The organism is Acidobacteriota bacterium, assembly GCA_034211275.1.
Classification (GTDB): domain Bacteria; phylum Acidobacteriota; class Thermoanaerobaculia; order Multivoradales; family JAHZIX01; genus JAGQSE01.
Genome location: JAXHTF010000107.1, coordinates 1 through 23,067 on the forward strand (window position 1 = coordinate 1; position 23,067 = coordinate 23,067).

The 23,067-nt window shown below is 66.9% G+C and carries 17 protein-coding genes and 1 tRNA gene; 13 read left to right on the forward strand and 5 right to left on the reverse strand.

Features of this window, described 5'->3' with window-relative positions:
- Positions 1-188: 188 nt before the first annotated feature.
- From SX243_15965 to SX243_15980, 4 genes are all read right to left on the reverse strand, one after another.
- Positions 189-270 (reverse strand) — tRNA-Leu (locus tag SX243_15965).
- Positions 271-332: 62 nt separating this feature from the next.
- On the reverse strand, positions 333-1,238 hold the full coding sequence (locus SX243_15970; protein MDY7094468.1) for a hypothetical protein: 906 nt from the start codon (positions 1,236-1,238) through the stop codon (positions 333-335).
- Between the two features lie 269 nt (positions 1,239-1,507).
- Positions 1,508-1,780, reverse strand: coding sequence for a hypothetical protein (locus tag SX243_15975; protein ID MDY7094469.1), 273 nt, complete (start codon positions 1,778-1,780; stop codon positions 1,508-1,510).
- An 81-nt stretch (positions 1,781-1,861) separates the two neighbouring features.
- Entirely contained in the window at positions 1,862-3,433 is a 1,572-nt protein-coding gene (locus SX243_15980) for a benzoate-CoA ligase family protein (GenBank protein MDY7094470.1), read from the reverse strand.
- Positions 3,434-3,927: 494 nt separating this feature from the next.
- Between SX243_15980 and SX243_15985 the strand changes: the two genes are divergently transcribed.
- From SX243_15985 to SX243_16040, 12 genes are all read left to right on the forward strand, one after another.
- The gene (locus tag SX243_15985; protein MDY7094471.1) at positions 3,928-4,764 is read left to right on the forward strand and encodes a creatininase family protein; all 837 of its coding nucleotides are present in this window, start codon (positions 3,928-3,930) and stop codon (positions 4,762-4,764) included.
- Complete coding sequence (locus tag SX243_15990) at positions 4,761-5,552, forward strand: SDR family NAD(P)-dependent oxidoreductase (GenBank protein ID MDY7094472.1); 792 nt, start codon at positions 4,761-4,763, stop codon at positions 5,550-5,552. Before SX243_15985 ends, SX243_15990 begins: the two co-directional genes overlap by 4 nt.
- Positions 5,549-5,968: a RidA family protein gene (locus SX243_15995; GenBank protein ID MDY7094473.1), complete on the forward strand. Its 420-nt coding sequence runs from the start codon at positions 5,549-5,551 to the stop codon at positions 5,966-5,968. The genes SX243_15990 and SX243_15995 overlap by 4 nt, the downstream gene beginning before the upstream one ends.
- A gap of 43 nt (positions 5,969-6,011) precedes the next feature.
- The gene (locus SX243_16000; GenBank protein ID MDY7094474.1) at positions 6,012-6,857 is read left to right on the forward strand and encodes an enoyl-CoA hydratase family protein; all 846 of its coding nucleotides are present in this window, start codon (positions 6,012-6,014) and stop codon (positions 6,855-6,857) included.
- Positions 6,858-6,869: 12 nt separating this feature from the next.
- Positions 6,870-8,015 carry an acyl-CoA dehydrogenase family protein gene (locus SX243_16005; protein ID MDY7094475.1) on the forward strand — a complete coding sequence of 382 codons (1,146 nt, stop codon included), beginning with the start codon at positions 6,870-6,872 and terminating at the stop codon, positions 8,013-8,015.
- 194 nt (positions 8,016-8,209) lie between these two features.
- Positions 8,210-10,534 carry a bifunctional salicylyl-CoA 5-hydroxylase/oxidoreductase gene (locus SX243_16010; protein ID MDY7094476.1) on the forward strand — a complete coding sequence of 775 codons (2,325 nt, stop codon included), beginning with the start codon at positions 8,210-8,212 and terminating at the stop codon, positions 10,532-10,534.
- Between the two features lie 50 nt (positions 10,535-10,584).
- Positions 10,585-12,375 (forward strand): SLC13 family permease, encoded by a 1,791-nt coding sequence (locus SX243_16015; GenBank protein ID MDY7094477.1) that lies wholly within the window; start codon positions 10,585-10,587, stop codon positions 12,373-12,375.
- Positions 12,376-12,548: 173 nt separating this feature from the next.
- Complete coding sequence (locus SX243_16020; protein MDY7094478.1) at positions 12,549-13,235, forward strand: hypothetical protein; 687 nt, start codon at positions 12,549-12,551, stop codon at positions 13,233-13,235.
- Positions 13,236-13,287: 52 nt separating this feature from the next.
- Positions 13,288-14,496, forward strand: a complete 1,209-nt coding sequence (locus tag SX243_16025; GenBank protein MDY7094479.1) for a 3-hydroxyacyl-CoA dehydrogenase NAD-binding domain-containing protein — start codon at positions 13,288-13,290, stop codon at positions 14,494-14,496.
- Between the two features lie 11 nt (positions 14,497-14,507).
- Positions 14,508-15,734, forward strand: coding sequence for a 3-oxoadipyl-CoA thiolase (pcaF, locus tag SX243_16030; GenBank protein ID MDY7094480.1), 1,227 nt, complete (start codon positions 14,508-14,510; stop codon positions 15,732-15,734).
- A gap of 217 nt (positions 15,735-15,951) precedes the next feature.
- On the forward strand, positions 15,952-18,546 hold the full coding sequence (locus SX243_16035) for a PQQ-binding-like beta-propeller repeat protein (protein ID MDY7094481.1): 2,595 nt from the start codon (positions 15,952-15,954) through the stop codon (positions 18,544-18,546).
- Positions 18,547-18,550: 4 nt separating this feature from the next.
- Positions 18,551-18,910 (forward strand): DUF1330 domain-containing protein, encoded by a 360-nt coding sequence (locus SX243_16040; GenBank protein ID MDY7094482.1) that lies wholly within the window; start codon positions 18,551-18,553, stop codon positions 18,908-18,910.
- A gap of 19 nt (positions 18,911-18,929) precedes the next feature.
- Here the strand turns inward: SX243_16040 and SX243_16045 are convergent, their stop codons facing one another.
- Positions 18,930-20,378 (reverse strand): tetratricopeptide repeat protein, encoded by a 1,449-nt coding sequence (locus SX243_16045; protein MDY7094483.1) that lies wholly within the window; start codon positions 20,376-20,378, stop codon positions 18,930-18,932.
- Positions 20,379-20,702: 324 nt separating this feature from the next.
- Here SX243_16045 and SX243_16050 point away from each other — a divergent pair, with 324 nt between their 5' ends.
- Entirely contained in the window at positions 20,703-23,060 is a 2,358-nt protein-coding gene (locus tag SX243_16050) for a VWA domain-containing protein (GenBank protein ID MDY7094484.1), read from the forward strand.
- The last annotated feature ends 7 nt before the right edge of the window (positions 23,061-23,067 follow it).

A 23,067-nucleotide genomic window follows, 5' to 3' on the forward strand; every position in this document is an offset into this window, starting at 1 on the left:
ATTCGGTCTCCCCGGAACTGCCGGGGAGACCGGACAGCTCGCGACAGGCCCCACCACCTTCCTGCCTCTCCGGAGTCTCCTTCCCCATCGCCCTCGCTCCTCCGCCCCCGCGGATACAGACCCCCTCCAGCGGGTCTCCCGAGAGCCCGCGATCGTACCAGGACGAAGAATCGCTGAAATCACTGACTTGCCGGAGGCGGGACTCGAACCCGCAAGCCCGAAGGCGGAGGATTTTAAGTCCTCTGCGTATACCGATTTCGCCACTCCGGCGTAGAGAGGTGGCTGCTAAGGCCGCGTTGGCTGGAGGCAGTTTAGCAGTTGCAGGCTTCGACCTAGCGGAGCTGGGCCGCATAGGAAGTACGGCGTTCCTGCAGACGGTCGTGGAGGTCCTTGCGTTGCTCGAAGAAGTCGTCGTGGGTCATCCAGGTGGCGACGCCGGCGAGGGACCAGGATTCGCATTCCAGGATCTTGCCCAGGTCATGAATCCGCGGGCGGTCGTCGCCGGCAAAGCTGAGGACGATGTCCTCGCCGTTGCCCACCTTGTCGAGCTCTTTCCAGCCCAGCTTCTCGAAGGTCTCCAACGCCCGGCGCAGGTGTAGACGGGTGAAGGCGTAGTACCCGGTGAGGTGGTCGGCGCGGCCGTTGTCGACGGAGCCGACGCGGAAGGGGTAGCCTTCCCAATCCCCGCGCTGCACCCGCACCTCCCCCTCGATGCCATGGGGTACCTCCGGCTCCGCCACCAGGGCGGCGAAGAGCTGCCGCAGCTGGCTAGGCAGCAGAAAGCGGTCGTCATCGGGGGAGAAGAAGAAGTCGAAGCGGCCAGCGTGGCGCTGGGCGAGGGCGAAGCGGATGCCCTGTTTGGTCGCCTTGGGCTGCTGGATGAGCTCCAGGCGAGGATCGTCGAAGACCGCCAGGGGCCCGGAAAGGTCGACCTCGGGGTTGTTGTTGCTCACCACCACCTGCCCGACGAAGTCGCAGCGCAGAAAGCTCTCCACCAGCAGCGGGATATTGGCCGGCCGTCGGTAGCTGAGCAGCACGACGCAGCAGCGCTCGGGGCCATCCCAGGGCACAATCGTCTCGGTGCGCATGGTCCGCACCCAGCGATAGAAACGCAGGATCAGCCTCGGGGCAAGAGCCGTAGCGGCGAGGTAGTGGGAAAGCCGACGCAGAGGGCCGACATCGAGCTGTGGCGTGTAGAGGCAGCGAAGCTGGAAGCGCAGCAGGCGGGAAACGCTCATGATGGCAGATCAACTCATCTCGGGAGAGCCAGGCTCCTCCCCAAAAACTTCGTTCTAGCGTGTTCGCTGCGGCGGGAGATCTGGCGATCCATACCTGGCGTCGTCACAATCTGCGAACACGGACGAATTCAAAACAATACCAATATGAAGTCTACCGACCTCAGCGGTGAGGTCAAGCAGCCGAGCAGACTCTTTACGACCTGGTTTGAAGTCGCTCAGCACGTGGCGACGGAGGGAGCCGTCGCCGGAGGGAGTGAAACCGCTGGCAGCTAGCGCCGCCGAGTGAGGACACCGATGACGAGGGCGAAGATCACCGAGCCGATGATCGACCACACCACCGGGAAGGGCTCGCCGCCGACCTGAACCACGAAGAGCTCCGGCAGCGACAGAGTGCGGGCCATCCACATCCCCAGCACAGCGCCGATGAGCCCGACGCCCACGGAGACCAGGCAGCCGCCCAGAGAATAGCCGGCGATGGCCTGACCGATGGCGCCGCAGATGGCGGCGATGAGCAATAGGACGAGGAAGCTGGCTAGGGTCACTGAGGGCTCCTTTCGAGTCGAATCAGATCCGGGGCGGTAGGCCCCGGGGGGCATTCTACGCCAAGGGATCCACCGAGATGGTCAGCTCGACGCTGCGACCCGGCGCAGCTTTCCGCGGTCGATCTTGCCCAGGTGGGTGCGGGGCAAGGTGTCGAGGAAGGAAACTCGGCGAGGGTATTTGTAGGGCTCGAGGTTCTCTTTGACGCAGTCCTGGAGCTCGCAGACCAGCGCATCGCCGGCCGTGGCGCCCTCCGCCACGACGATGAAGGCATGGGGCACGGTGAGGCCATTTTCGTCCTGGACGCCCACCACCGCCGCCTCCTCCACCGAGCCGTGTTGCGCCAGGCATTCCTCCACCTCCCGGGTGGCGAGCCATTTGCCCGAAACCTTCAGCAGGTCGTCGCCGCGGCCGCGATAGGTGAAGTAACCGTCCTCATCCTGCTCCACCATGTCGCCGGTGACGTACCACTCCCCGCGGAAGGCCCGGCGGGTGCGCTGCTGGCGCTGCCAATATCCGACGGCCAGGGAGTCGCCGCGGACCCACAAGGCCCCGGTCTCCCCCGCCGGCAGCTCCGTGCCGTCGTCGTCGCAGACTTTGAGCTCGAAGCCCGGCACCGCCTGTCCGAGGGTTCCGGGGCGCACGGCGCCGGGGCGGTTGGAGAGGAAGACGTGCCACATCTCGGCGGTGCCCAGGCCGTCCAGGAGCTCGACACCGAAGACGTCGTTCCAGCGCTCGTGAAGCGCCACCGGCAGGGCTTCGCCGGCGGAGGTGGCGAGGCGCAGGCAGGAGAGGTCCTGCTCCTCCACCACCGGGTGCTCCAGGAGCTTGCGCACCATGGTGGGCACGTTGATGAGCAGGGTCGGCCGGTGCTTGGCGATGAGCTCGTAGAGCCGTTCGGCGGTACAACGCTCGGGGAAGAGCAGGGTCGCGGCACCGGCGGCGAAAGGAAAGAGCAGGTTGGAGCCGGTGGCGTAGCCGAAGAAGAGCTTGGGCACGGAGAGGGTGAGGTCCCCCGGGCGATATTGGAGCACCTGCTCGGCATAGCAGCGGGTGGTGTTGGCGAAGGAGGCGTGAGGCTGGACGACGGCTTTGGGTTTGCCGGTGGTGCCGCCGGAGAAGAGCCAGATGGCCGGATCGTCGCGGTGGGAGGGAAAGGTCTGAAGGTCCCCGGAGACCGCCGCCACCGCCGCATCGTGCTCGCGGGTGCCGATGGTCAGCAGGGTGCGCAGGAAGCAGCCCTGGGCCGTCTCCTCCTCGGCCTTCCGCGCTTGCTCGAAGGCCGGGCGGTTGTCACCATGGACGAAGGCAGCGACGGCGCGGGTGTAGCCGAGGAAGTACTCTAGAGCGTCCGCGGAAAGCTCCGGGTTGACCATCACCACCACGGCACCGATTTTGAGGATGCCGAAGAGGGCGGCAACATATTCGATGCCGTCGGGCAGCGCGATGATCACCCGCTGCTCCGGCTGGACGCCGGCATCGAGGAGCAGCTGCCCGTAGCGGTTGGCTAGCTCCTGAACCTGGCCGTAGGTCCAGCGGCCGGTGTCCATGACCACCGCCGGAGCGTCACCGTGGCCCTCACGGATCCGCGCGTCGAGGAAGTAGTCGGCGATATTCAGCTGCGTGGGCAGCGCTCCCGAAGATGAGGATGACATGGGCCGGTATGATACTGATCGTGGGAAATCGCGGTCAAACGGAGTGGTTGAATGTTCGAGATCTTTTCTACAGGAGTTGAAGCTCCGGGGTCGCAGGCTCGCTGGAGCTCGGTCAGGCCTCGGCGCTGCTGGCCGATGCGGGCTAGGGAGCGACAGCGGCGCGCGGAAAACTCGCTGGCGCTCAGACAGTTCCGCGCGTTTTTCCGCTGTCCCTCCTGCCCGCTTCGGGCGCCTCGGAGTCTTCCCTCCCTTCCAGCGAGCCTGCGACCCCGGAGCTGCGAGCTTCCCCCTCTACCGGCAGGCCGGGAGAGCGGCTGGGAGAGGGGGACCGAGGGGGTGAGGGCTCAGGCTTGTAGACCAACCCGCAAGCAACCAATAAATCAGTCCCTCCCCTGCCCATCGTTGGTTGTCAGCACGGCGGTAAGCTGCGAGCTTCCCCCTCTACCGGCAGGCCGGGAGGGCGGCTGGGAGAGGGGGACCGAGGGGGTGAGGGCTTGATCCGACACCCACCAGACGGCCCCATCGAGCCAGGTCAGGCTCTCGCCGAGCTGACCTGGAAGGACGTCGAAGCGCTGGATCCCAAGGGCACGGTGTTGATTTTGCCGGTGGGGGCGTTGGAGGCTCACGGGCCGCACTTGCCGCTGGGTACCGACGTGGTCATCGCCGAGGCCATGGCCCGTGCCGGAGCCGAGAAGCTGGCGGAGGAGGGGATTCTGGGGCTGCGCCTGCCCTCCCTGGCCTACTCCCCCGCCGGCTTTGCGGCGAGCTTTCCGGGAACCGTTTCCCTCGGCCGGGAGAACTACGCCGCCCAGCTGGTGCAGATCGCGGCGAGCGTTGAAGCCTGGGGGCTGGAGCATCTGGTGCTGGCCAATGCCCACTTCGATCCGGGCAATCTGGGAGGGATCTACGACGCGCTGAAGGCTTGCGAGGAACGGGGCCTACGCCGCCCCATCTTCCCCGACGTCACCCGCAAGCCCTGGGCTCTGCAGCTCACCGACGAGTTCAAGAGCGGCGCCTGCCATGCCGGGCGTTATGAGGGCTCCATCGTGCTGGCGGCGCGGCCGGACCTGGTGCGCCGGGAGCTGGCGGAGGAGCTGCCGGATCATCCGGTCTCCCTCTCCGACGCCATCCGCGCCGGCCAGCGGGACTTTCGCCAGGCCGGTGGCGACCAGGCCTATTTCGGGTATCCTTCCCAAGCTACCGCCGCAGAAGGCCACGAGACCATCGCCGTGCTGGGAGAGATCCTGTGCCAAGCGGTGTTGCAGGCCCTCGGTAGCCCGAAGGCATCGCACCGCCAAGACTCATCAGACGCACCAGGAGACGAAGTATGAGCGAGCAGCAGGGAATCCTCCACGGCCGCACGGCGGTGATCACCGGCGGCGGGCGCGGGATTGGCGCGGAGGTCGCTCGATCGTTGGCGGCGGCGGGGGCGGCGGTGTTGGTTTCGGCGCGCACCGAGTCGGAGATCGAGGCCCTGGCGGACGAGCTGACGCAGGCCGGCCATCGGGCTTACGCGGCGACGGCGGACGTCGCCGATGAGGAGTCGGTGGCGGCGCTGGCCCGGGCCGCGGCGGAGCACCTGGGGGGCGTCGACATCCTGGTGAACAACGCCGGCATCGCCGCCTCGGCGCCGCTGGCGCGCATCACCCTGGAGGATTGGAACCGCATCTTCGCGGTCAACGTCACCGGCACGTTCCTGTGCACCCAGGCCTTCCTCCCGGCGATGGTGGAAACGGGCTGGGGCCGGATCATCAATGTCGCTTCGGTGGCGGGGCGGTCCGGGGGCCAGTACATGGCCCATTATTCGTCGTCGAAGCACGCCCAGGTGGGTTTCACCCGCTGCGCCGCGGCGGAGGTGGCGGGGCGCGGGGTGACGGTGAACGCCCTGTGCCCGGGGTATGTGGACACGGAAATGACCCGCCAGAGCATCGAGCGCATCGTCGCCAAGACCCGTCTGGACGAGGAGCAGGCGCTGAAGAATCTGCAGCAGACATCCGGCCACGGCCGCCTGGTGACACCTCAGGAGGTCGCCGACGCGGCGCTGTGGCTGTGCGGCGACGGTGCCGCCAGCGTCAACGGCCAGGCCATCGTCATCGACGGTGGAGGTTTCTTGGGATGAGCTACGAGATCTTCAACCCATCGGAGATGCCGCCGGCTCGGGGTTTCAGTCATGGCCTGCTGGCGCCGGCAGGAGGGCGGGTGCTCTTCATCGCCGGTCAGACGGCTCACGGCACCGACGGTGCGCCGCTGCCCCAAAGCTCCGGAGCAGAAGCCTTCGTCGGGCAATTCGCCAAGGCCTTGGACAATGTGCTGGCGGTGGCGGCAGCTGCCGGGGGCAGGCCGGAGCATCTCGGCCGCTTCACCGTCTATGTCACGGACATGGCGACCTACCGCAGCAGTCTCAAGGCTCTAGGAGACGTCTACCGCCAGCGCATGGGCCGCCACTTCCCCGCCATGGCGCTGGTGGCGGTGAGCGAGCTGGTGGACCCGGGGGCGATGGTGGAGATCGAGGCTACGGCCGTGCTCCCCACCTAGCTGCCTCGCTTCCCCGCTCCAATCACCGAAGAGTTTCTGCAGTATCCAAGCCCTTCGAACCGAGTATCGACCCCAGGAGAGACGGACCATGGCCTTGAACCCCGAGCATTTTCTCTATGAATTCGATCCCGAAACGGCGGTGGCGACCATCACCCTCAACCGCCCGGACCGGCTCAACGCCCTCACCTTCGACATCTACGAGGAGCTGCGGGATACGTTCCGGGCGCTGAATCACGAGGAAGGGGTCCGTGCGGTGATCCTCACCGGCTCGGGCAAGGCGTTCTGCTCCGGCGGCGACGTCCACGACATCATCGGTCAGCTCTTCGACCGCGGCTATGAAGGACTGCTGGAGTTCACCCGCCTGACCTGCGATCTGATCCTCTCCATGCGGCTGTGCCGGCGTCCGGTGGTGGCGGCCCTCAACGGCACGGTGGCGGGGGCGGGAGCGGTGATGGCCGCCGCCAGCGATGTGCGGGTAGCGGCGGAGTCGGCCAAGATCGGCTTCGTATTCACCAAGGTGGGCCTGTGCGGGGCGGATATGGGCGCGGCCTGGTTGCTGCCGCGCCTCGTCGGTCTGGGGCAGGCTACCGAGCTGCTGATGACCGGAGACTTCATCGACGCCCGGGAGGCCCACCGCATCGGCCTCTATAACCATGTGGTGAGCGACGACGAAGTGCTGTCCCGGGCTCGGGGGCTGGCGGAGAAGCTCGCCCGGGGACCGTCCTTCGCGCTGGAGATCACCAAGGATGCTCTCAACCGGGAGGCGCATATGGATCTGGCGACGGCGATGGAAAATGAGGCGCAGATTCAGGCGGTCTGCATGCAAAATCCCAATTTCCGCGAAGCCTTCGAGGCGTTCCGGGACAAGCGCAAGGCGCGCTTCGAGTAGGGCGGGTCGACAATGCCCGACACTCGAGCGACTCGCGCGTTCCTGGAACCTCGCCATCATCAGCTGGCGACGGCGGCAGAAGCCTTCGTCGCAGAGCAGATCGCTCCCCTGGGGCACGCGGAGGACGATGAGCAGGCCCGGCGGCAGGCGCGCCAGGTCCTCACGGCCCTGGGCGAGGGGACCTGGCTGCAGCCCATCGCGGTGCCGGACCTACGGGCCTGTGGCCTGCTGCGGGAAGTCCTGGCGGCGGAATCGCCGCTGGCGGATGCGGTCTTCGCGCTGCAGGCCTTGGGCTCGATGCCGATCCAGCTGGCGGGGAGCGACGAGCTGAAGCGAGCGTTCGTGGAGCCGGCGCTCCGCGGCGAGGCGATGGCGGCCTTCGCCATGACGGAAGCGGAGGCGGGGTCGGACGTGGCCCATCTGTCGACCCGGGCCGTGCGGGATGGCTCCCACTATGTGCTGAACGGCGGCAAGGCGTTCATTTCCAACGCGGGTATCGCGGATTTTTATACCGTCTTTGCGGTGACGGATGCGGAGGCGGGCAAGCGGGGAATCTCGTGCTTCGTGGTACCCGCGGACACGCCGGGGCTGTCCCTGGCCCGGGCGCAGGTGATGAGTGCCCCCCATCCCCTCGGGGAGCTGGCCTTCGAGGCTTGCCGGGTTCCAGCCTCCCACCGGCTGGGTTCGGAGGGAGAGGGGCTGAAGATCGGGTTGGCCTCGTTGGATCGGCTGCGGGCCACCGTTGGTGCGGCGGCTTGCGGGATGGCGCAGCGGGCGCTGGCGGAGGCGTTGGCTTACTCGAAGCAGCGGCACTTGGGAGGCCAAGCGCTGGCGGAGTATCAGATGACTCAGGACAAGCTGGCCCGCGGGGCGACGGAGCTGACGGCCTCGCGGCTGCTGGTATACCGGGCGCTGTGGGAGCGGGACGACGGGACGGAGCGCACCACCGTGGAGGCGGCCATGGCCAAGTCCTACGCGACGGAGGCGGCGCAGCGGATCATCGACGATGCGATTCAGATTCTCGGCGGGCGGGGATGCCTGGCGGAGCATCCGGTGGATCACCTTTACCGCTCGATCAGGTCGTTGCGGATCTATGAGGGGACGACGGAGATTCAGAGACTGATCATTGCGCGGGCGCTGTTGGCGGAAACATCCTGAGGCCCGGCGATTGTGGTTTTGGCTCCGCCCGTCCCGTCAGTTCTGCGCGCGGCGCTCAAACGTTCCGCTCCCTGCGGTCGCTCCTCGCCCTTCGGGTTGGGTTCGCGCCGTGCTCGGATCGACAGGACCGGCTCCGCTGGGACCGTTCGTGTGCTGGTGCTCAAAGAGATATTGGGAATGAGTGAGGGTTTGGCATGAAGATCGAGATTGTCGGCGGGGGCCCCGGGGGGCTGTACTTCGCGCTGTTGATGAAAAAGCGGGATCCGGGGCATCGGGTGCGGGTGCATGAGCGCAACCGGGCGGACGACACCTTCGGTTTCGGCGTGGTCTTCTCCGACGCCACCATGGACAACCTCGCCGACGCCGACCGGGAGAGCTACGACGCCATCACCCGGGCCTTCTACCACTGGGACGACATCGACATTCACTACCGGGGGACCGTCCTCTCCTCCACCGGTCACGGCTTTGCCGGGCTCTCCCGCCAGACCCTCCTCGACATCCTCGCCCAGCGCTGCCGGGAGCTGGGGGTGGAGATTGACTACGAGTCGGAGGTGGACCCGGAGGCGGCGGGGTTCTTGGCCGATGCGGACCTGGTGGTGGCGGCGGACGGGGTGAATAGCCGGTTCAGGGAGACCTTCGCGGAGCACTTCCAGCCCGCCATCGACTGGCGCCCCAACCGCTTCGTGTGGCTCGGCACCACCCAGCCCTTCCCCGCCTTCACCTTCTACTTCCAGGAAGACCGCCACGGGCTGTGGCGGGCCCACGCCTATCAATACGAGCCCACCGAGAACGGCGAGGCTCGCTCCACCTTCATCGTCGAGACCACCGACGAGACTTTCCACGCCGCCGGTCTCGATCCCGAGGACGAGGACGCCACCGTGGCCTTCTGCCAGCAGCTCTTCGCCGAGCAGCTGGACGGCCATGGGCTGATCAAGAACCGCTCCCTGTGGCGCCGCTTCCCCACCATCAAGAACGGGCATTGGCACCACGGCAAGATGGTGCTGTTGGGGGATGCCGCCCACACAGCGCACTTCTCCGTCGGCTCCGGCACCAAGCTGGCGCTGGAGGATTCCATCGCCCTCGCCGACACCCTGCAGGATCTCGCCGAGGACGAGACTTCCGGAGCAGATCTGAACGCGGCGCTGCAGCGCTACGAGGAGGAACGGCGACCGGATGTGGAGAGCCTGCAGCGGGCGGCGCAGGCGAGCCTGCAGTGGTTCGAGGAGACCGAGCGCTACTTCCAGCTGCCGCCGGTGCAATTCGGCTTCACCCTGCTGACCCGCAGCCTGCGCATCAGCCATGAGGACCTGAAGCTGCGGGATCCGGCCTACGTTCGCAACATCGACCGCTGGTTCGCCGAGGAGGCCCAGGAGCGCAGCGGTGAGCGGATCCTGCCGGAGCCAGCCCCGACGAAACCAGCCCCGACGGAACCAGTGCCGCCGCCTCTCTTCACCCCCTTCAAGCTTCGCGGACTGCTGCTGCCCAACCGGGTGGTGGTCTCCGCCATGTGCCAGTACAGCGCCGAGGACGGCCGGCCCAACGACTGGCATCTGGTGCATCTGGGCAGCCGCGCCGTCGGCGGCGCCGGGCTGGTGATCACCGAGATGACCGATATCAGCCGGGAAGCCCGGATCACCCCGGGTTGTGCGGGGCTCTATCAGGACGAGCACGTCACTGCGTGGCGCCGCATCACCGACTTCGTGCACGAGAACACGACGTCGAAGATCGGCGTCCAGCTCGCCCACGCCGGCCGCAAGGGAGCGACCAAGCTGGCCTGGGAAGGCATTGACGAGCCGCTGGAAGAAGGGGCCTGGCCCCTCCTCGCCGCCTCCCCCATTCCCTACCTGGAGCACAGCCAGGTCCCCAAGGCGATGGATCACGGTGACATGGACGCGGTGCGGGACGACTTTGTCGCCGCCGCGCGCCGAGCTGACGAGGCGGGCTTCGATCTGCTGGAGCTCCACTGCGCCCACGGCTACCTCCTCGCCACCTTCCTCTCCCCCCTCACCAACCAGCGTCAGGACGAGTACGGCGGCTCGTTGGAGAACCGCATGCGCTATCCGCTGGAGGTCTTCGATGCGGTGCGGGCGGTGTGGCCGGAAGACAAGCCCATCTTCGTGCGCATTTCGGCGGTGGATTGGGCCCCCGGGGGCAATCAGCCGGAGGACGCGGTGGAGATCGCCCGGTTGCTGAAGGCCCACGACTGCGACCTGGTGGATGTCTCCGCCGGCCAGACGGTGCCCGACGCCAAGCCCGTCTACGGCCGCCTCTTCCAAACTCCGTTCTCGGATCGGGTACGCCACGAGGTGGGGATTCCCACCATGGCGGTGGGCAATATTTCGTCCTACACCGACGTCAACACCATCCTCGCCGCCGGCCGGGCGGACCTCTGCGCCCTGGCCCGCATGCATCTGTGGGATCCCTATTGGACCCGCCACGCCGCCCACGCCCTCGGTTGGGATCTGCCCTGGCCGGATCCGTACTCGGTGCTCGACCGCTTCACGCCGCGTTTCGAGTAGCTCGTCTCAGCTTCCCAGGCTGCCACTCTGGTTGCTAGGATCTGCCGACCATGGGTGCCGAAGCCATCTGGTTGCTGCTGCTCCTCGCCGCCACCTTCGCGTTCTTCGTCTTCGAAGTGCTGCCGGTGGAGGTCACCGCCCTGTGCATGCTCTCGCTGCTCACCCTCAGCGGCCTGGTGAGTCTCGACCAGGCGGTGGCGGGTTTTTCCAACCCTGGAGTGCTGACCATCGGCGGTCTTTTCGTCCTCAGCCACGCCCTAGTGCGGACCGGCTTCTTGGAAGTCGCCGCGGAGAGGCTGAGCCGGCGCTTCGGCAAGCGGCCGTGGCTGGGCATCGCCGTGCTGCTCCTGGCCGTCGCGTTGATGTCCGGCTTCCTCAACAACACCGCCGTGGTGGTGATCACCATTCCGTTGGCGGTGGACCTCTGCCGCAGGTTCCAGCTCAGCCCCAGCCGGGTGCTCATCCCTCTCTCCTATGCCGCCATCATCGGCGGCACCCTGACCCTCATCGGCACGTCCACCAACCTGCTGGTCAGCTCCATCGCCGAGGACTCGGAGGTCGGCGCCCTGTCGATGTTCGACTTCCTGCCCCTGGGTAGCCTTTTCCTGGTCGTGGGGTTGATCTACATCCTGGTGGTGGCGCCCCGTTTTCTGCCGGCGCGCATCACCACCCGCAGTCTCACCGTCAGCTACAAGATGGACGAATTTCTCACCGAGCTGCGGGTCGACGAAGGATCCAAGCTGGTGGGCCGGACGGTGCTCGACTCCGACCTCAGCCGCAAATACGACGTCACCGTGTTGACGGTGATCCGCGGCTCCCAGCGGTTCGAGGACCGGCTCCACCGGCTGCCCCTCGAAGTCGGGGATCTGCTCATCGTGCGCTGCCCGGTAGAGAGCTTGCCGCGGTTGCGGGAGGATCTCGGGGTCGCCCTGCTCACCGACGTCAAGCTCACCGAGGAAGAGCTCTTGGGCAGCGACCGGGTGGTGCTGGAGGCGTTGATTCCGCCGCGCAGCCGGCTCATCGGACGAACCCTCCAGGAGGCGGATTTCCGCCGCCACTTCGGCGGCTTCGTCCTCGCCATCCGGCACCTCGACTCGACCCGGCGGACGCGCATCGCCCGCGCGCGATTGCGGCTCTCGGACACTCTCCTGCTCATCACCTCCCGGGACCGTCTCGAAGATCTGCGCAGCCATGGAGATCTGATCATCACCTCCGAGCTCGACCTCCAGCTACGGCGCCAGAGGTACTGGTGGTTGCCCCTGGTGTTGATCCCGGCCATCGTCGGTCTCGCCGCCGCCGGCGTCGTCGACATTCTGCTCGGCGTGCTCCTGGCGGTGGCCGTGCTCTTCGCCCTCAAGGTGATCAACCCGGCGGATGGATATCGAGCCATCGATTGGTCGGTGGTGGTCTTCATCGCGGCCTTCATCCCGGTGGGAGCCGCCATGACCCACACCGGGTTGGCGGAGAAGATCGCGTCCATCGTCCTTGCCCCGAGCTCTTGGATGCCGGAGGCCTGGGCGCCTTGGGTGGCGGTGTCGGTGCTCTATCTGGCCACCTCCATCATCACCGAGCTGGTCACCAACAACGCCGCCGCCATCGTGCTGACGCCGGTGGCCATCAGCATGGCGGCGTCCCTCGGTGTCGATCCCAAGCCCTTGATCCTGGCGGTGTGCTTCGCCGCCTCCGCCTCCTTCCTCACCCCCACGGGGTACCAGACCAACCTCATGGTCTACGGCCCCGGTGGCTACCGCTTCACCGACTTCCTGCGCTTCGGCGCTCCCCTCAACCTTCTGTTCTGGATCCTCGCCACGGTTTGCATCCCGGTCTTTTGGTCCTTCTGAGCCCGCCACCCCGGTTGGAATCGTCCCAGCTCGGCTTGCGCCCTTCCGGTCGGCACCGGCCGGGTTTGCATGGGGGCGGAAGCAGCCACTATCATCGGATGCCGTCTGAGGTTGCGATCTCGCAACCGCCCCCGACTCGATCTCCGACCCCGAACACTCTTCTAGGTGAATTCATGCAGCTCAAGAGCTTCCTTCTCGTCGTCTCCGTCCTGGCCGTTCTCCTCCTGACAATTCCCGCCAGCGCCCAGCTCCAGGTCCAGACTCAGCAACAAACCACTCCCCCACCGGCGGCCTCTTCAGCCGCGCCGGAGGAGGAGAGCGATCTCTTCACCATCCCCATGGTGGGCTTCGAGATGACCAAGCCCGAGTCCTGGGTCTTCCTGCACAAGGCCGAGCCGTCGCCGGACAAGCCGGAGACCCGGCTGAATGACGAGCTGTTGAATACCGCCGCCGAAGAGCTCTCCGGCCGGCCCCTGGCGGTGGTGGCGAAGTATCCCCAGCCTCATTCCAGCCTCAACCCGACGCTGCAGGTGGCGATGCGCTCCCGGCAGCCCCTGGGAGACCTTGACGCCCCGGAGATCCTCACCATCATCTCCAATCAGATGCGCGGCGGCTTCCCGGACTTCCAGCTGGAGCAAGCGGTCACCGCCACCGAGGTCTCCGGCCTTGAGGCTGCGACCTTCACCGCCACCTACACGGTGCAGGGGGGGCCGGCGGCCTATCCCGTCCGCTACCGCATGTGGGTGATCCCCCGGGGGAGCATCTTCTTCATCCTCGGCATGTCCGGTGCCCAGGAGGGGGAAGACGCCGCCACCGAGGCCTTCCAGCAGATCCTCGAATCGGTCAAGATCCAGCCCTGATCAGGCCTGAGCCTTTCTTGACGCCTCAGCCTTCCTGGACAAGAGCCAACCCATGAGCCAGCCCCACGCCAACCCCTCCCGCCAGACCATCGGCGTCGTCGGTGCCGGCACCATGGGCCGCGGCATCGCCCAGACCGCCGCCACCGCCGGTCACCCGGTGGTGCTCTACGACCTCGACGCCGAAGCGCGGGAGGCGGCGCGGCAGCATCTGCACAAGATTCACCGGCGGTTGGTGGACAAGGGCCGGCTCAGCGAGGCCGAGTCGGAAGCCATCCTCCAGCGCATCGGCCTCTGCAACCGGATGGAGCGATTCTCCGCCTGCTCGGTGGTGGTGGAAGCGGTGGTGGAGGATCTGGAGATCAAGCGGCAGGTCTTCCGCCAGCTCGAAGAGGTGACCACCCCGGAGGCGGTGCTGGCCACCAACACCTCCTCCCTCTCGGTCACCGCTTTGAGCGCCGCCTGCCAGCGGCCGGTGCGGGTGGCGGGAGCCCACTTCTTCAATCCCGTCCCACTGATGCCGCTGGTGGAGGTGATCCCCGGCTTGGAGACCGCGGCGGAAACGGTCTCGACTCTCCGCCAGCTGTTGGAGCGCTGGGGCAAGACGGTGGTGGAAGCCCAGGACACCCCCGGCTTCATCGTCAACCGGGTGGCCCGGCCCTTCTACGGCGAGAGCCTGCGCCTGGTGGAGGAAGGCATCGCCTCCCCCGCCACCGTCGATTGGGCCCTGAAAGAGCTGGGAGGCTTCCCCATGGGGCCATTCGAGCTGATGGACCTGGTGGGCAACGACGTCAGCCTCAAGGTCACCGAGACGGTCTTCCACGAGATGGGCTACGACCCCCGCTACCGCCCAAGCCTGCTGCAGCGGCGGCTGGTGCAAGCCGGGCGGCTGGGACGCAAGAGCGGGCGCGGCTTCTACGACTATCGGGACGACACGGAAAGGCCCGCACCGGAGCCCGACCGCGAGCTCGCGAAGAAGATCTTTCGACGGGTGCTGGTGATGTTGATCAACGAGGCCGCCGACGCGGTCCATTGGAGAGTCGCCAGCGCTCCCGACATCGATCTCGCCATGACCACCGGCGTGCGCTATCCCAAGGGTCTGCTGGCCTGGTGCGACGAGCTCGGCGCCGGTGCCGTCCTCGAGGATCTGGAAGCGCTGCACCGGGAGTACGGCGAGGACCGCTACCGCCCCAGCCCTCTGCTGCGGCGCCTGGCCCGAGACGGCGGCAGCTTCCACCGCTCCCCGGAGGGAGCCGGAGAGTGAGCACCGGCAACCTGGGCGCCGTCTACGTGGTGGACGCCGTGCGCACCGCCATCGGCCGCCTGGGGGGGAGCCTGGCCCCGGTGCGCACCGACGACCTCGCCGCGGTGCCGTTGCGGGCGCTCCTGGACCGGTCGGCGGATCTCGATCCCGGCGCCGTCGACGAGGTGATCCTGGGCTGCGCCAACCAGGCCGGCGAGGATTGCCGCAACGTCGCCCGCATGGCGTCGCTACTGGCGGGGCTGCCGCCGGAGGTGCCGGGGCTCACCGTCAACCGGCTGTGCGGCTCGGGGCTGAGCGCCGTAGTGGCTGCCGCCCGCGCCCTCGCCGTCGGTGACGCGGAGGTCATCCTGGCCGGCGGCGTCGAACACATGACCCGCGCCCCCTACGTTCTCTCCAAAGCTTCCAAAGCCTTTGGCCGGGACTCCCAGCTCTACGACACGAGCCTCGGCTGGCGCTTCGTCAATCCGCGGCTGGAACGTCTCTACGGCATCGATTCCATGGGCCAGACGGCGGAGAATCTGGCGCGGGAGCACGACATTTCCCGCGAGGACCAGGACGCCTTCGCCCTCGCCTCCCAGCGCAAGGCCGTCGCCGCCCGGGAGAGCGGCCGGCTGGCGCGGGAGATCGTGGCGGTGGAGGTCCCCCGGCGCAAAGCGGAGCCCCTGGTCTTCGACCGCGATGAATTTCCCCGGCCTGATTCCAGCGCCGAGGCCTTGGCCAAGCTCCGGCCGGTCTTCGTGCCGGAGCCCAACCCTGGAAAACCAGGTACCGTCACCGCCGGCAACGCCTCGGGCCTCAACGACGGTGCCGCCGCCCTGCTGCTGGCTTCCGAGGAAGGGCTGCGGCGCCACGGCCTGGTGCCCCGAGCGCGGCTGCTGGCCAGCGCCGTGGTGGGGGTGGAGCCACGCATCATGGGCATCGGCCCGGTGCCCGCCAGCCGCCGAGCCCTGGAGCGCGCCGGCCTCGATCTCGACGCCATGGACGTCATCGAGATCAACGAGGCCTTCGCCGCCCAGGTGCTCGCCTGCACCCGCAGCTTGGAGCTAGCCGACGACGATCCCCGGATCAATCCCAGCGGCGGCGCCATCGCCCTCGGCCATCCCCTGGGTATGTCCGGCGCCCGTCTGCTCACCACCGCCCTGCTGCAGCTCGAGGAGGCCGATGGCCGCCACGCCCTCTGTACCCTCTGCGTCGGCGTCGGCCAGGGAGTGGCAGCAGTGCTCGAACGAGTTTCTTGAGCCTGCCACCTCTTCTGCGCAAAGTCCCGGAGCGCTGAGCAGAACCTCCAGCTCTGGGCACCGTATACCTTCCACGAGCCCGGTCTCATACAATACGCGGCATCTCGACTTCAGATGCCGAGCCGTCTGAGCTCTCGGCCTCGAATCTCAGCCATTTTGCAGCGATGGTCTACCCAAAGACTTTGCGCTGGTCAGCCAACTTTCGGAGATGAACGTCATGGTGCCCACGCTCCGCTTCTCGATCCTCGTCTTGTGCTTCTGCCTTCTCGGCCTTGGCGTCGCCCTGCCCAGCCATGCCGATGGGATGTCCTCGGAAACCGCCGACAGCGTCTCCTGGCCCGGCTTTCGAGGCCCGGTCTTCCAGGGCCGCAGCGACGCCAACCCCCGCCTTCCCCAGCTGCGGGATCCAGCCCTGGCGGTGGAATGGAAGCAGGATCTGGGGCCCGGATACTCGGGAGTGGTAGTGGATGACGGGCTGGCGGTGGCCTTCTTCGCCGAGGGCGGCCAGGACAAGGTGGTGGCCTTCGACTCCTCCACCGGTGAGCGCCGTTGGACCTACGCCGCCGCGGACACCTACATCGGCCATGACGGTTCCCACGACGGCCCCATCTCCACCCCCCTGCTGGCCGACGGCAGGGTCTTCGCCCTGGCTCCCCGGGGCGAGCTCTTCGCCCTCGACACCGCCACCGGCGAGGAGCTTTGGAAGCTAATGCTGCCGGAGGCTTTGGAAGCTCAGAAACCCCACTACGGCTTCTCCACCTCGCCCCTGCTGGTGGACGGCCATCTCATCGTGGAGATCGGCGTCGCTCCCAGCACGCCCGAAGGAGGGGCGTCCGAGGGAGACGAGTCCGAAGAGAGCCCATCCGAGGAGAACCCGTCCGAGGGGGGCGCTGAGGGGGGCGAGAGCGCCCAGCCCACCAGCCGTACCGTGGCGGCCTTCGATCCCGCCACCGGCGAGCATCGCTGGACCGCCGTGGACGACGGCGTCAACTACCAGAGTCCGCTGGTTTGGGATCCCGACCCGGGCTCCGAAGGCGGCCACCAGCTGCTGATCCCCGGCGACCGCAAATTGGCCGCCCTCGACCCCACTACCGGTGAGGAGCTGTGGTCCCACGAGTTCTTCGTCGACATGAGCGCCAGCGGCAACGGCGCCCTCAACCCCGTCCCCGCCGGCCCGGGACGCCTCTTCCTCAACCATGCCCGCCATGAGTCCAAGGTGCTCCAGGTGCAGGCCTCCAAGGACGGCACCTGGAGCGTCGAGGAGCTGTGGTCCAAGCGGGTGCTGGGCAATACCTACGTGGTGCCGGTCTACTACGACGGCCACATTTACGGCTACACCACCCGAATCTTTACCTGCGTCGACGCCGCCACCGGCGAGATCCGCTGGCGCTCCCGAGAGCCCGGCGACGGCTTCCCCACCGTTGCCGGAGACCGCCTGGTGGTGCTCACCAAAAAAGGTTCGCTGCACCTCATCCAGCCCTCGCCGGAGCAATACATCGAGCTCGCCGAGCTCGACCTCTTCGGCGACGTCTCGTGGACCCCGCCGAGCCTCGCCGGCGGCCGCATCTACGCCCGCAGCATGAGCGAGATCGCCAGCATCGCGGTGCGCCCCGCCGAGGGCAGCAGCGCCAGCGGCACCGAGCGCGTCGCCGGCCTGCCCCCCGCCGGCTCGCCCCTGGCGAAGGCGTTGGAAGGGATCGCTGCGGCGGACGACAAGAGCCAGGCGGTGGACCAGCTGATGGAGTCCATCCCCAGCTTCCCCTGGATTGAGGACTCCGGGTGGGTGCACTTCCTCTACCGCGGTGACGCCCAGGACGTCTCCCTCGCCGGCGACATGATCGGTGACCGCATCGAGGAGCCCATGCACCGAGCCCCGGGCACCGACCTTTTCCATTGGAGCCATCGGCTGGAGCCCGACGCCCAGGTCTCCTACAAGTTCATCCGCAACTTCGACGAGGACGTCCTCGATCCCGGAAATCCCGCCAAATCCCCGTATCAGGGCGGTGAGCGTTCCCGGCTAGTGATGCCCCAGGCGCCGGCGGTGGACTATCTGGCTGCAGAGCTCGAGGGTCGCTGGGAGACCCACGAAATCCCCAGCGAGGCCTTCGAGGTGCCGCGCAAGGTGGAGGTCTATCTCCCCCACGGCTACGAGGAAGGCTCGTCGGACTATCCTCTGGCCTTGATCCACGGCGGCGGCCAGGCGTTGGCGGAAGGTGACCTCCGGCGCGCCCTGGACGGCATCGCCGGCACCAGCGCCGCCCCCTTCGTGGCGGCCTTCGTCCATCTGACGGAGGGCTCTCGGGGGGCGGAGGTCTTTGGCCCCAACCTGGCGAAATATGTCCAGATGATGGAGACCGAGGTCCTGCCCTTCTTGGAAGAAACCTATCGCCTAGAAGACGATCCCCAGGCCCGCGCCCACGTTGGCTTCGGCTTCCTCGGAGGCGTCGCCGTCACCCTCACCTTTCGCCAGCCCGACCTGGTGGCCCAGGCCGGCGTTCACTCCACCTTCATGCTCAGCGAGGTCACCGCCGATCAGCTCCTCGAGGAGCTCCCCACCGGCGACGACGCGCCGCAGCTGAGCTTCTACGTCGACTGGGGCAAATACGATCCCTACAGCGAGATCGAAGCCTGGGACATCCCCGCCGCCAATCGTTATCTCTCCCAGCAGCTCAAAGAACGGGGCCACCAGGTCCAGGGCCGGGAGCACACCGACGCCTTCGGGTGGTCTTTCTGGCAGCACCGCTACGACGATCTCTTCGGGGCCCTCTTCCCCTTGGAGGCTGCGGATTCTCCGGCGGCGGGCGGGCGCTGACGAGATGGCAACGAAGGCGCACGAGGCGGACGAGTCCCGCACCCCAGACCAGGAGGAGGCCGTTTACATGCTCAACGCCCTGTGGTTCAAACCGCAGGGCGGCGCCGAGAAATACTCCGAGTATGCCCGCGCCGCGCGGCCCTTCGTCCAGCGTCTAGGCGCCCGGGTGCTCGACGCTTTCGAGCCCGAGCAGGCCCTCGGCGACTTCGACGCCGACCTCTTCTTCGTGGTCCGCTATCCCAGCTGGGAGGCGTTCCAGAGCCTGGTAGAAGATCCCGACTACAACAAAAGGGTGCGCCCACTGCGGGAGGCGGCCTTGGAGAAATCGCTGCTGATTCGCTGCCGGCGGGCGCCGGGCTTCTAGGCGCCTCCGAAGCCCCGCCTCAAGGGCTCCGCAACGCCCGCCGAGCCTTCTCCATCTGCAGCCGCGCTTGCTCGTCCTCCGGGTTCTCCGCCAGCAGGTCGGCGGAGACTTCCAGCGAGCATTGATAGTCCTCCAACCGGTAGCAGGCGATGGCCAGGGCTCGCCGGGCGATGGTCAGCTCCGGGTCCATGGCAGCAGCGCGCTCGAAATACGGCCGGGACTCCGCGGTGTGCCCCCGCTCCGCCAGCCGGTAGCCGGCCTGGTGCAGGCGGCGGGCGGTGAGGGGGGTGGCATCGATTTCGGCCAACTCGTCGAGCACCGGCGCCGCTTCGTCATGGCGCCCTAGGGCTTCTAGCGAGTCGTAGCGGATGGCGAGGCCTTCGGCATCCATCGGCCGGCGCCGCAAGTATTGGGTGGCGGCCTGCGCCGCTTCCTCGTAGCGCTTGTCCAGCACGTGGCTCTTGGCCAGGCCACCCCACGCCGACGCCATTTCCGGATCCAGCTCCAACGCCGCCTCGAAGGTCCGCGCCGCCTTCTCCCGCTCCCCGGCCTTGAACTGCCCCACCGCCAGGTTGTGGAGCAGAATGGCCGACCCCAGCAGCGAATCCGCCTGGGACAGCTCCTCCAACGCCTCCGCCGCCTCCACCGTCTCCCCCTGGGCGACGAGGCAGCCGTATTTGACCTGCAGGCCGGAAAAGTCCCGCGGTTCCCTCTCCAGCAACTCCAGCGCCGCCGGCAAGGCGCGGTCGCAATCCCCCAGCGCGAAGAGGGCGTCGCGGCGGATCTTTTTGACCTCGGTGGTCATGGCGGAGCTGGAAGACCCGGCATCCGCATGGGCCAGGAAGAGCTCCGCCGAGGTCACCGCCTGGGCCGGCTCGCCGTCGTCGAGGTGGTAGAGGGCCATGGCGGCATTGGCCGGCGGCAGCAGCGGTTCCATGTCCAGCGCCTGCTCGAAGAGGATCCGAGCATCCTCCGGCCGCCCCGCCTCGTGAGCCCGCAGCCCCCGCTCATAAACCTCCCACGCCGCCGTCGCCCCGGAGAACCCCTGCTCCCCCTTGGGCCGCCCCGCAGCCTCCGCATCAAACCGCCCCAGCTCCTCCTCCCCCAGCATCGTCAGCTTCAACTTCAACCCCCGCCTCCCCGCCTCCGCCAAATCCTGAGCCCGCACATGCCGCACCAGCTCCCGATACCCCTCCTTCACCAACTCTAGCTGCACCCCCGTCCCATCCTCCGGCACGTCGATCTCGAACCTGCCCTTGCGGTCGGTGGTGGCCTCAGCGCTCCAGCCGCTTTCGCCTAAGCCCGTGGCTGTGACCTGGATCTCCGGCAGAGGGCGGCCGGAGACGTCTTTGACGGTGGCCTTGATGGGGGTGGCTTGGGCTGGGATCGCGGCGAGGAGGAGGATCGCGGCCGAGGTGATGAGGGTGGCGAGGTTTGGAGCTGAGATTGGGGCTGAGGGGTGGCGCATGGGGCTCCTTCTTCGGCTGGCGTCAGTGGGCCTCCGATCCAAGAACAGACTTGAGTTTACCGTTCAAGGGCCAAGATCTCTCGCCGCTCGTTGACGAAGGGCGCAGAGTTCTTCCACCCGGTAAGAACTCTGCATCTGTGGCGGCTCTCGACGACGATGCATCAGGGCCCTTTGACCTCTCCACTTCCGAAGCTCCGCTGTCTAATACAAGAGGGTCAGTACCTGCTAACAGATACACACAGGAGTTACTTGATTATGGGTTCACTACTCCAAGCCAAACCATGCGCTGTGCTTTGCCACCTGCTCTTAGCAGCGTGCATGTTTGTGTTGCCAACAACAAGCTATGGCGGAAGCGGTAAGTTCGACAATGGCGTTTACGACTTCTGCGTCTCGGTGCGGTTCGACGCCACTGAAGAGGAACTGGAGCAGATCCGACAGGCTTTTGAGGCCGGCAGCAACGTCTTCGCCGATGCTCTCGACGGCCAGCAGCGTTTCGGCACCGTGACGATCGTCAACAACAGCGGGGCTTCCGAGATCGCAGAGTATTGGGTACACCCGGGTAGAGATCGAGCCCATGCCACCTACGGTCGGTATGGAGAACGCGGTCAGCACGTGAATCTCTACTTCGACAGCAACTTCCAGCAGCGCCAAGGGGCCGACGGCGATGCATTCACCATCGCTCACGAGCACATTCACCATGCCTTCAATGTTCAGGATGAATACTCTGGCCCCGGGGGCGAGAACGCAGGTTGTCCCGCCTCACCGAGCCAGATGGATTTGTCGTACTCGCTGATGGACAACTTCTTCACCAAGGGCGGGAACTTCCCGGCTGGAAACGGTCAGTTCAGCATGAAGGAGCTCTGCGTGGACTCCAACCACGATCCTAACGGGGACACGTGGCAGGACACCACCCACGGCACTTCGGCTTGGTCCACCATAGCGGACCATCCAACCCGCTCCGCCACGCCCCCCTCTGGTCTGCCCGACGAGACGCCTCCTACGCCTCATTCGGTGAGCTTTGGCGCCGGCGCCACAGACCTTCGCGCGATGCTGGTGATCGACCGTTCCGGCAGCATGGCGTCCCAGAACCGACTGGAGTTCGCCAAGCGGGGAGGCAAGCTCTTCGTCGGCCGGCTCAAGGATGGCAGTAGCATCGGCGTCGCCTCTTTCTCTTGCTCCACCTCCGTGGACTATCCCCTCACGACCATCGACGACCGTGCGGTCCGGACCGCCGCGAAGAATGTCATTGACGGGCTCAGTGCGACGGGCAGCACCAACATCGGCGGTGGCCTGCTGGCGGGCCTAAGCGCCATTCAAGCCAGATCTGACCGGTCCTGCAATGAGGTGATGGTTTTGCTCAGCGACGGCGATCACAATTGCGGAACGGCACCCATGAGCGCGCTTCCGGCGATCCGATCAGAAGGCGTCACGGTGATGACCGTCGGCGTGGGCAACGGGATTTCCGCATCGGGGCAGGCGACGCTCCAAGACATCGCTCAGGCTACCTCCGGCAAGTATTACCGTGTCGACGATTCGTCACGTCTGGTCGGCCTCTACCTTCGGGTAGTGGCAGAGAGCCAGGGTCGTGGTCTTCTCTACCGGGTCGAAACCACCTTGAGCTCTGGCCAGGTCCTAGCGCTACCGGTCTTGGTTGAAGAAGGTGCAACCAGTGCAACCTTCTCGCTAGCTCTTGGAGAAGCGGGGGATCAAATCGATCTGGCCTTAGAATCGCCCAGCGGCGAGATGATCGACGAGCAGGTGGCCGCCGGCGATCCGGACATCGACTTCGCCACGGACATCAACAGCCGACTGTTCGAAGTCCGCAATCCTGAGCCTGGCATCTGGTCCATGGTCGCGTCCGCCGGCACAGTGATCTCCGGCGTGATCGAAGCCCAGGCCTTCGCGGAGCATGCCGGTGCCCAGCTGCTGCTGGCGGCCAACCCTGCGGATCCGGTCTATCCGCAGCCCCTAGTGCTGGAGGCGACCCCGACCTTCGATGGGAAGCCGGTGCTGGCGGTAGAGCTCCAGGGCACCATGCTCCGTCCGGACGGCTCCTCGGCACCGGTCTCCTTCTTCGATGACGGCGACGCAGCCCATGGCGACACCCAGGCCGGTGACGGTATCTACTCCGCCCTCTTCGACGCCTACACGGAAGATGGAACCTACAGCATCGAGGCCATCGCCACGAGCACCGAGGCGAGCAAGACCGCACCCGGTGACAGCCTCTACGCCCACGAGCCCTCCTCTTCTGAGCTGGTGCCCCGGTACCAGCGGCTCACCACCCTTTCCACGGTGGTCACAGGCACGCCGGGGCTGGCCCAGGCGACGGTGGAGTACATGCCGGAGCCGATCAATTATCTGGCCCGTGGACGCTTCGTCGACGCCTACATCGAGCCTCAGGGGAACGGCGATGCCAGCACCATCGAGCCCGACACCCTGAAGATCACGACGGTGGACGGCAACACTCTCTCCTCCCCCATCGTTCCGGAAGCTGGCTTTGCCGAAGTCGGCGATTTTGACAGTGACGGCACGCCGGACCTCCACATCCGCTTCGACCGCGACCGCTTCCGGGACGTGGTGCCGCCGGGCACTCGCACTCTGGTCCTGGAAGGCCGGGCTCTTGGGCAGCTCTTCCAAGGCGAGCGGACCGTCTCCGTGGTCGGCCTGAGTCTTCAGCGCTAGAGACGTC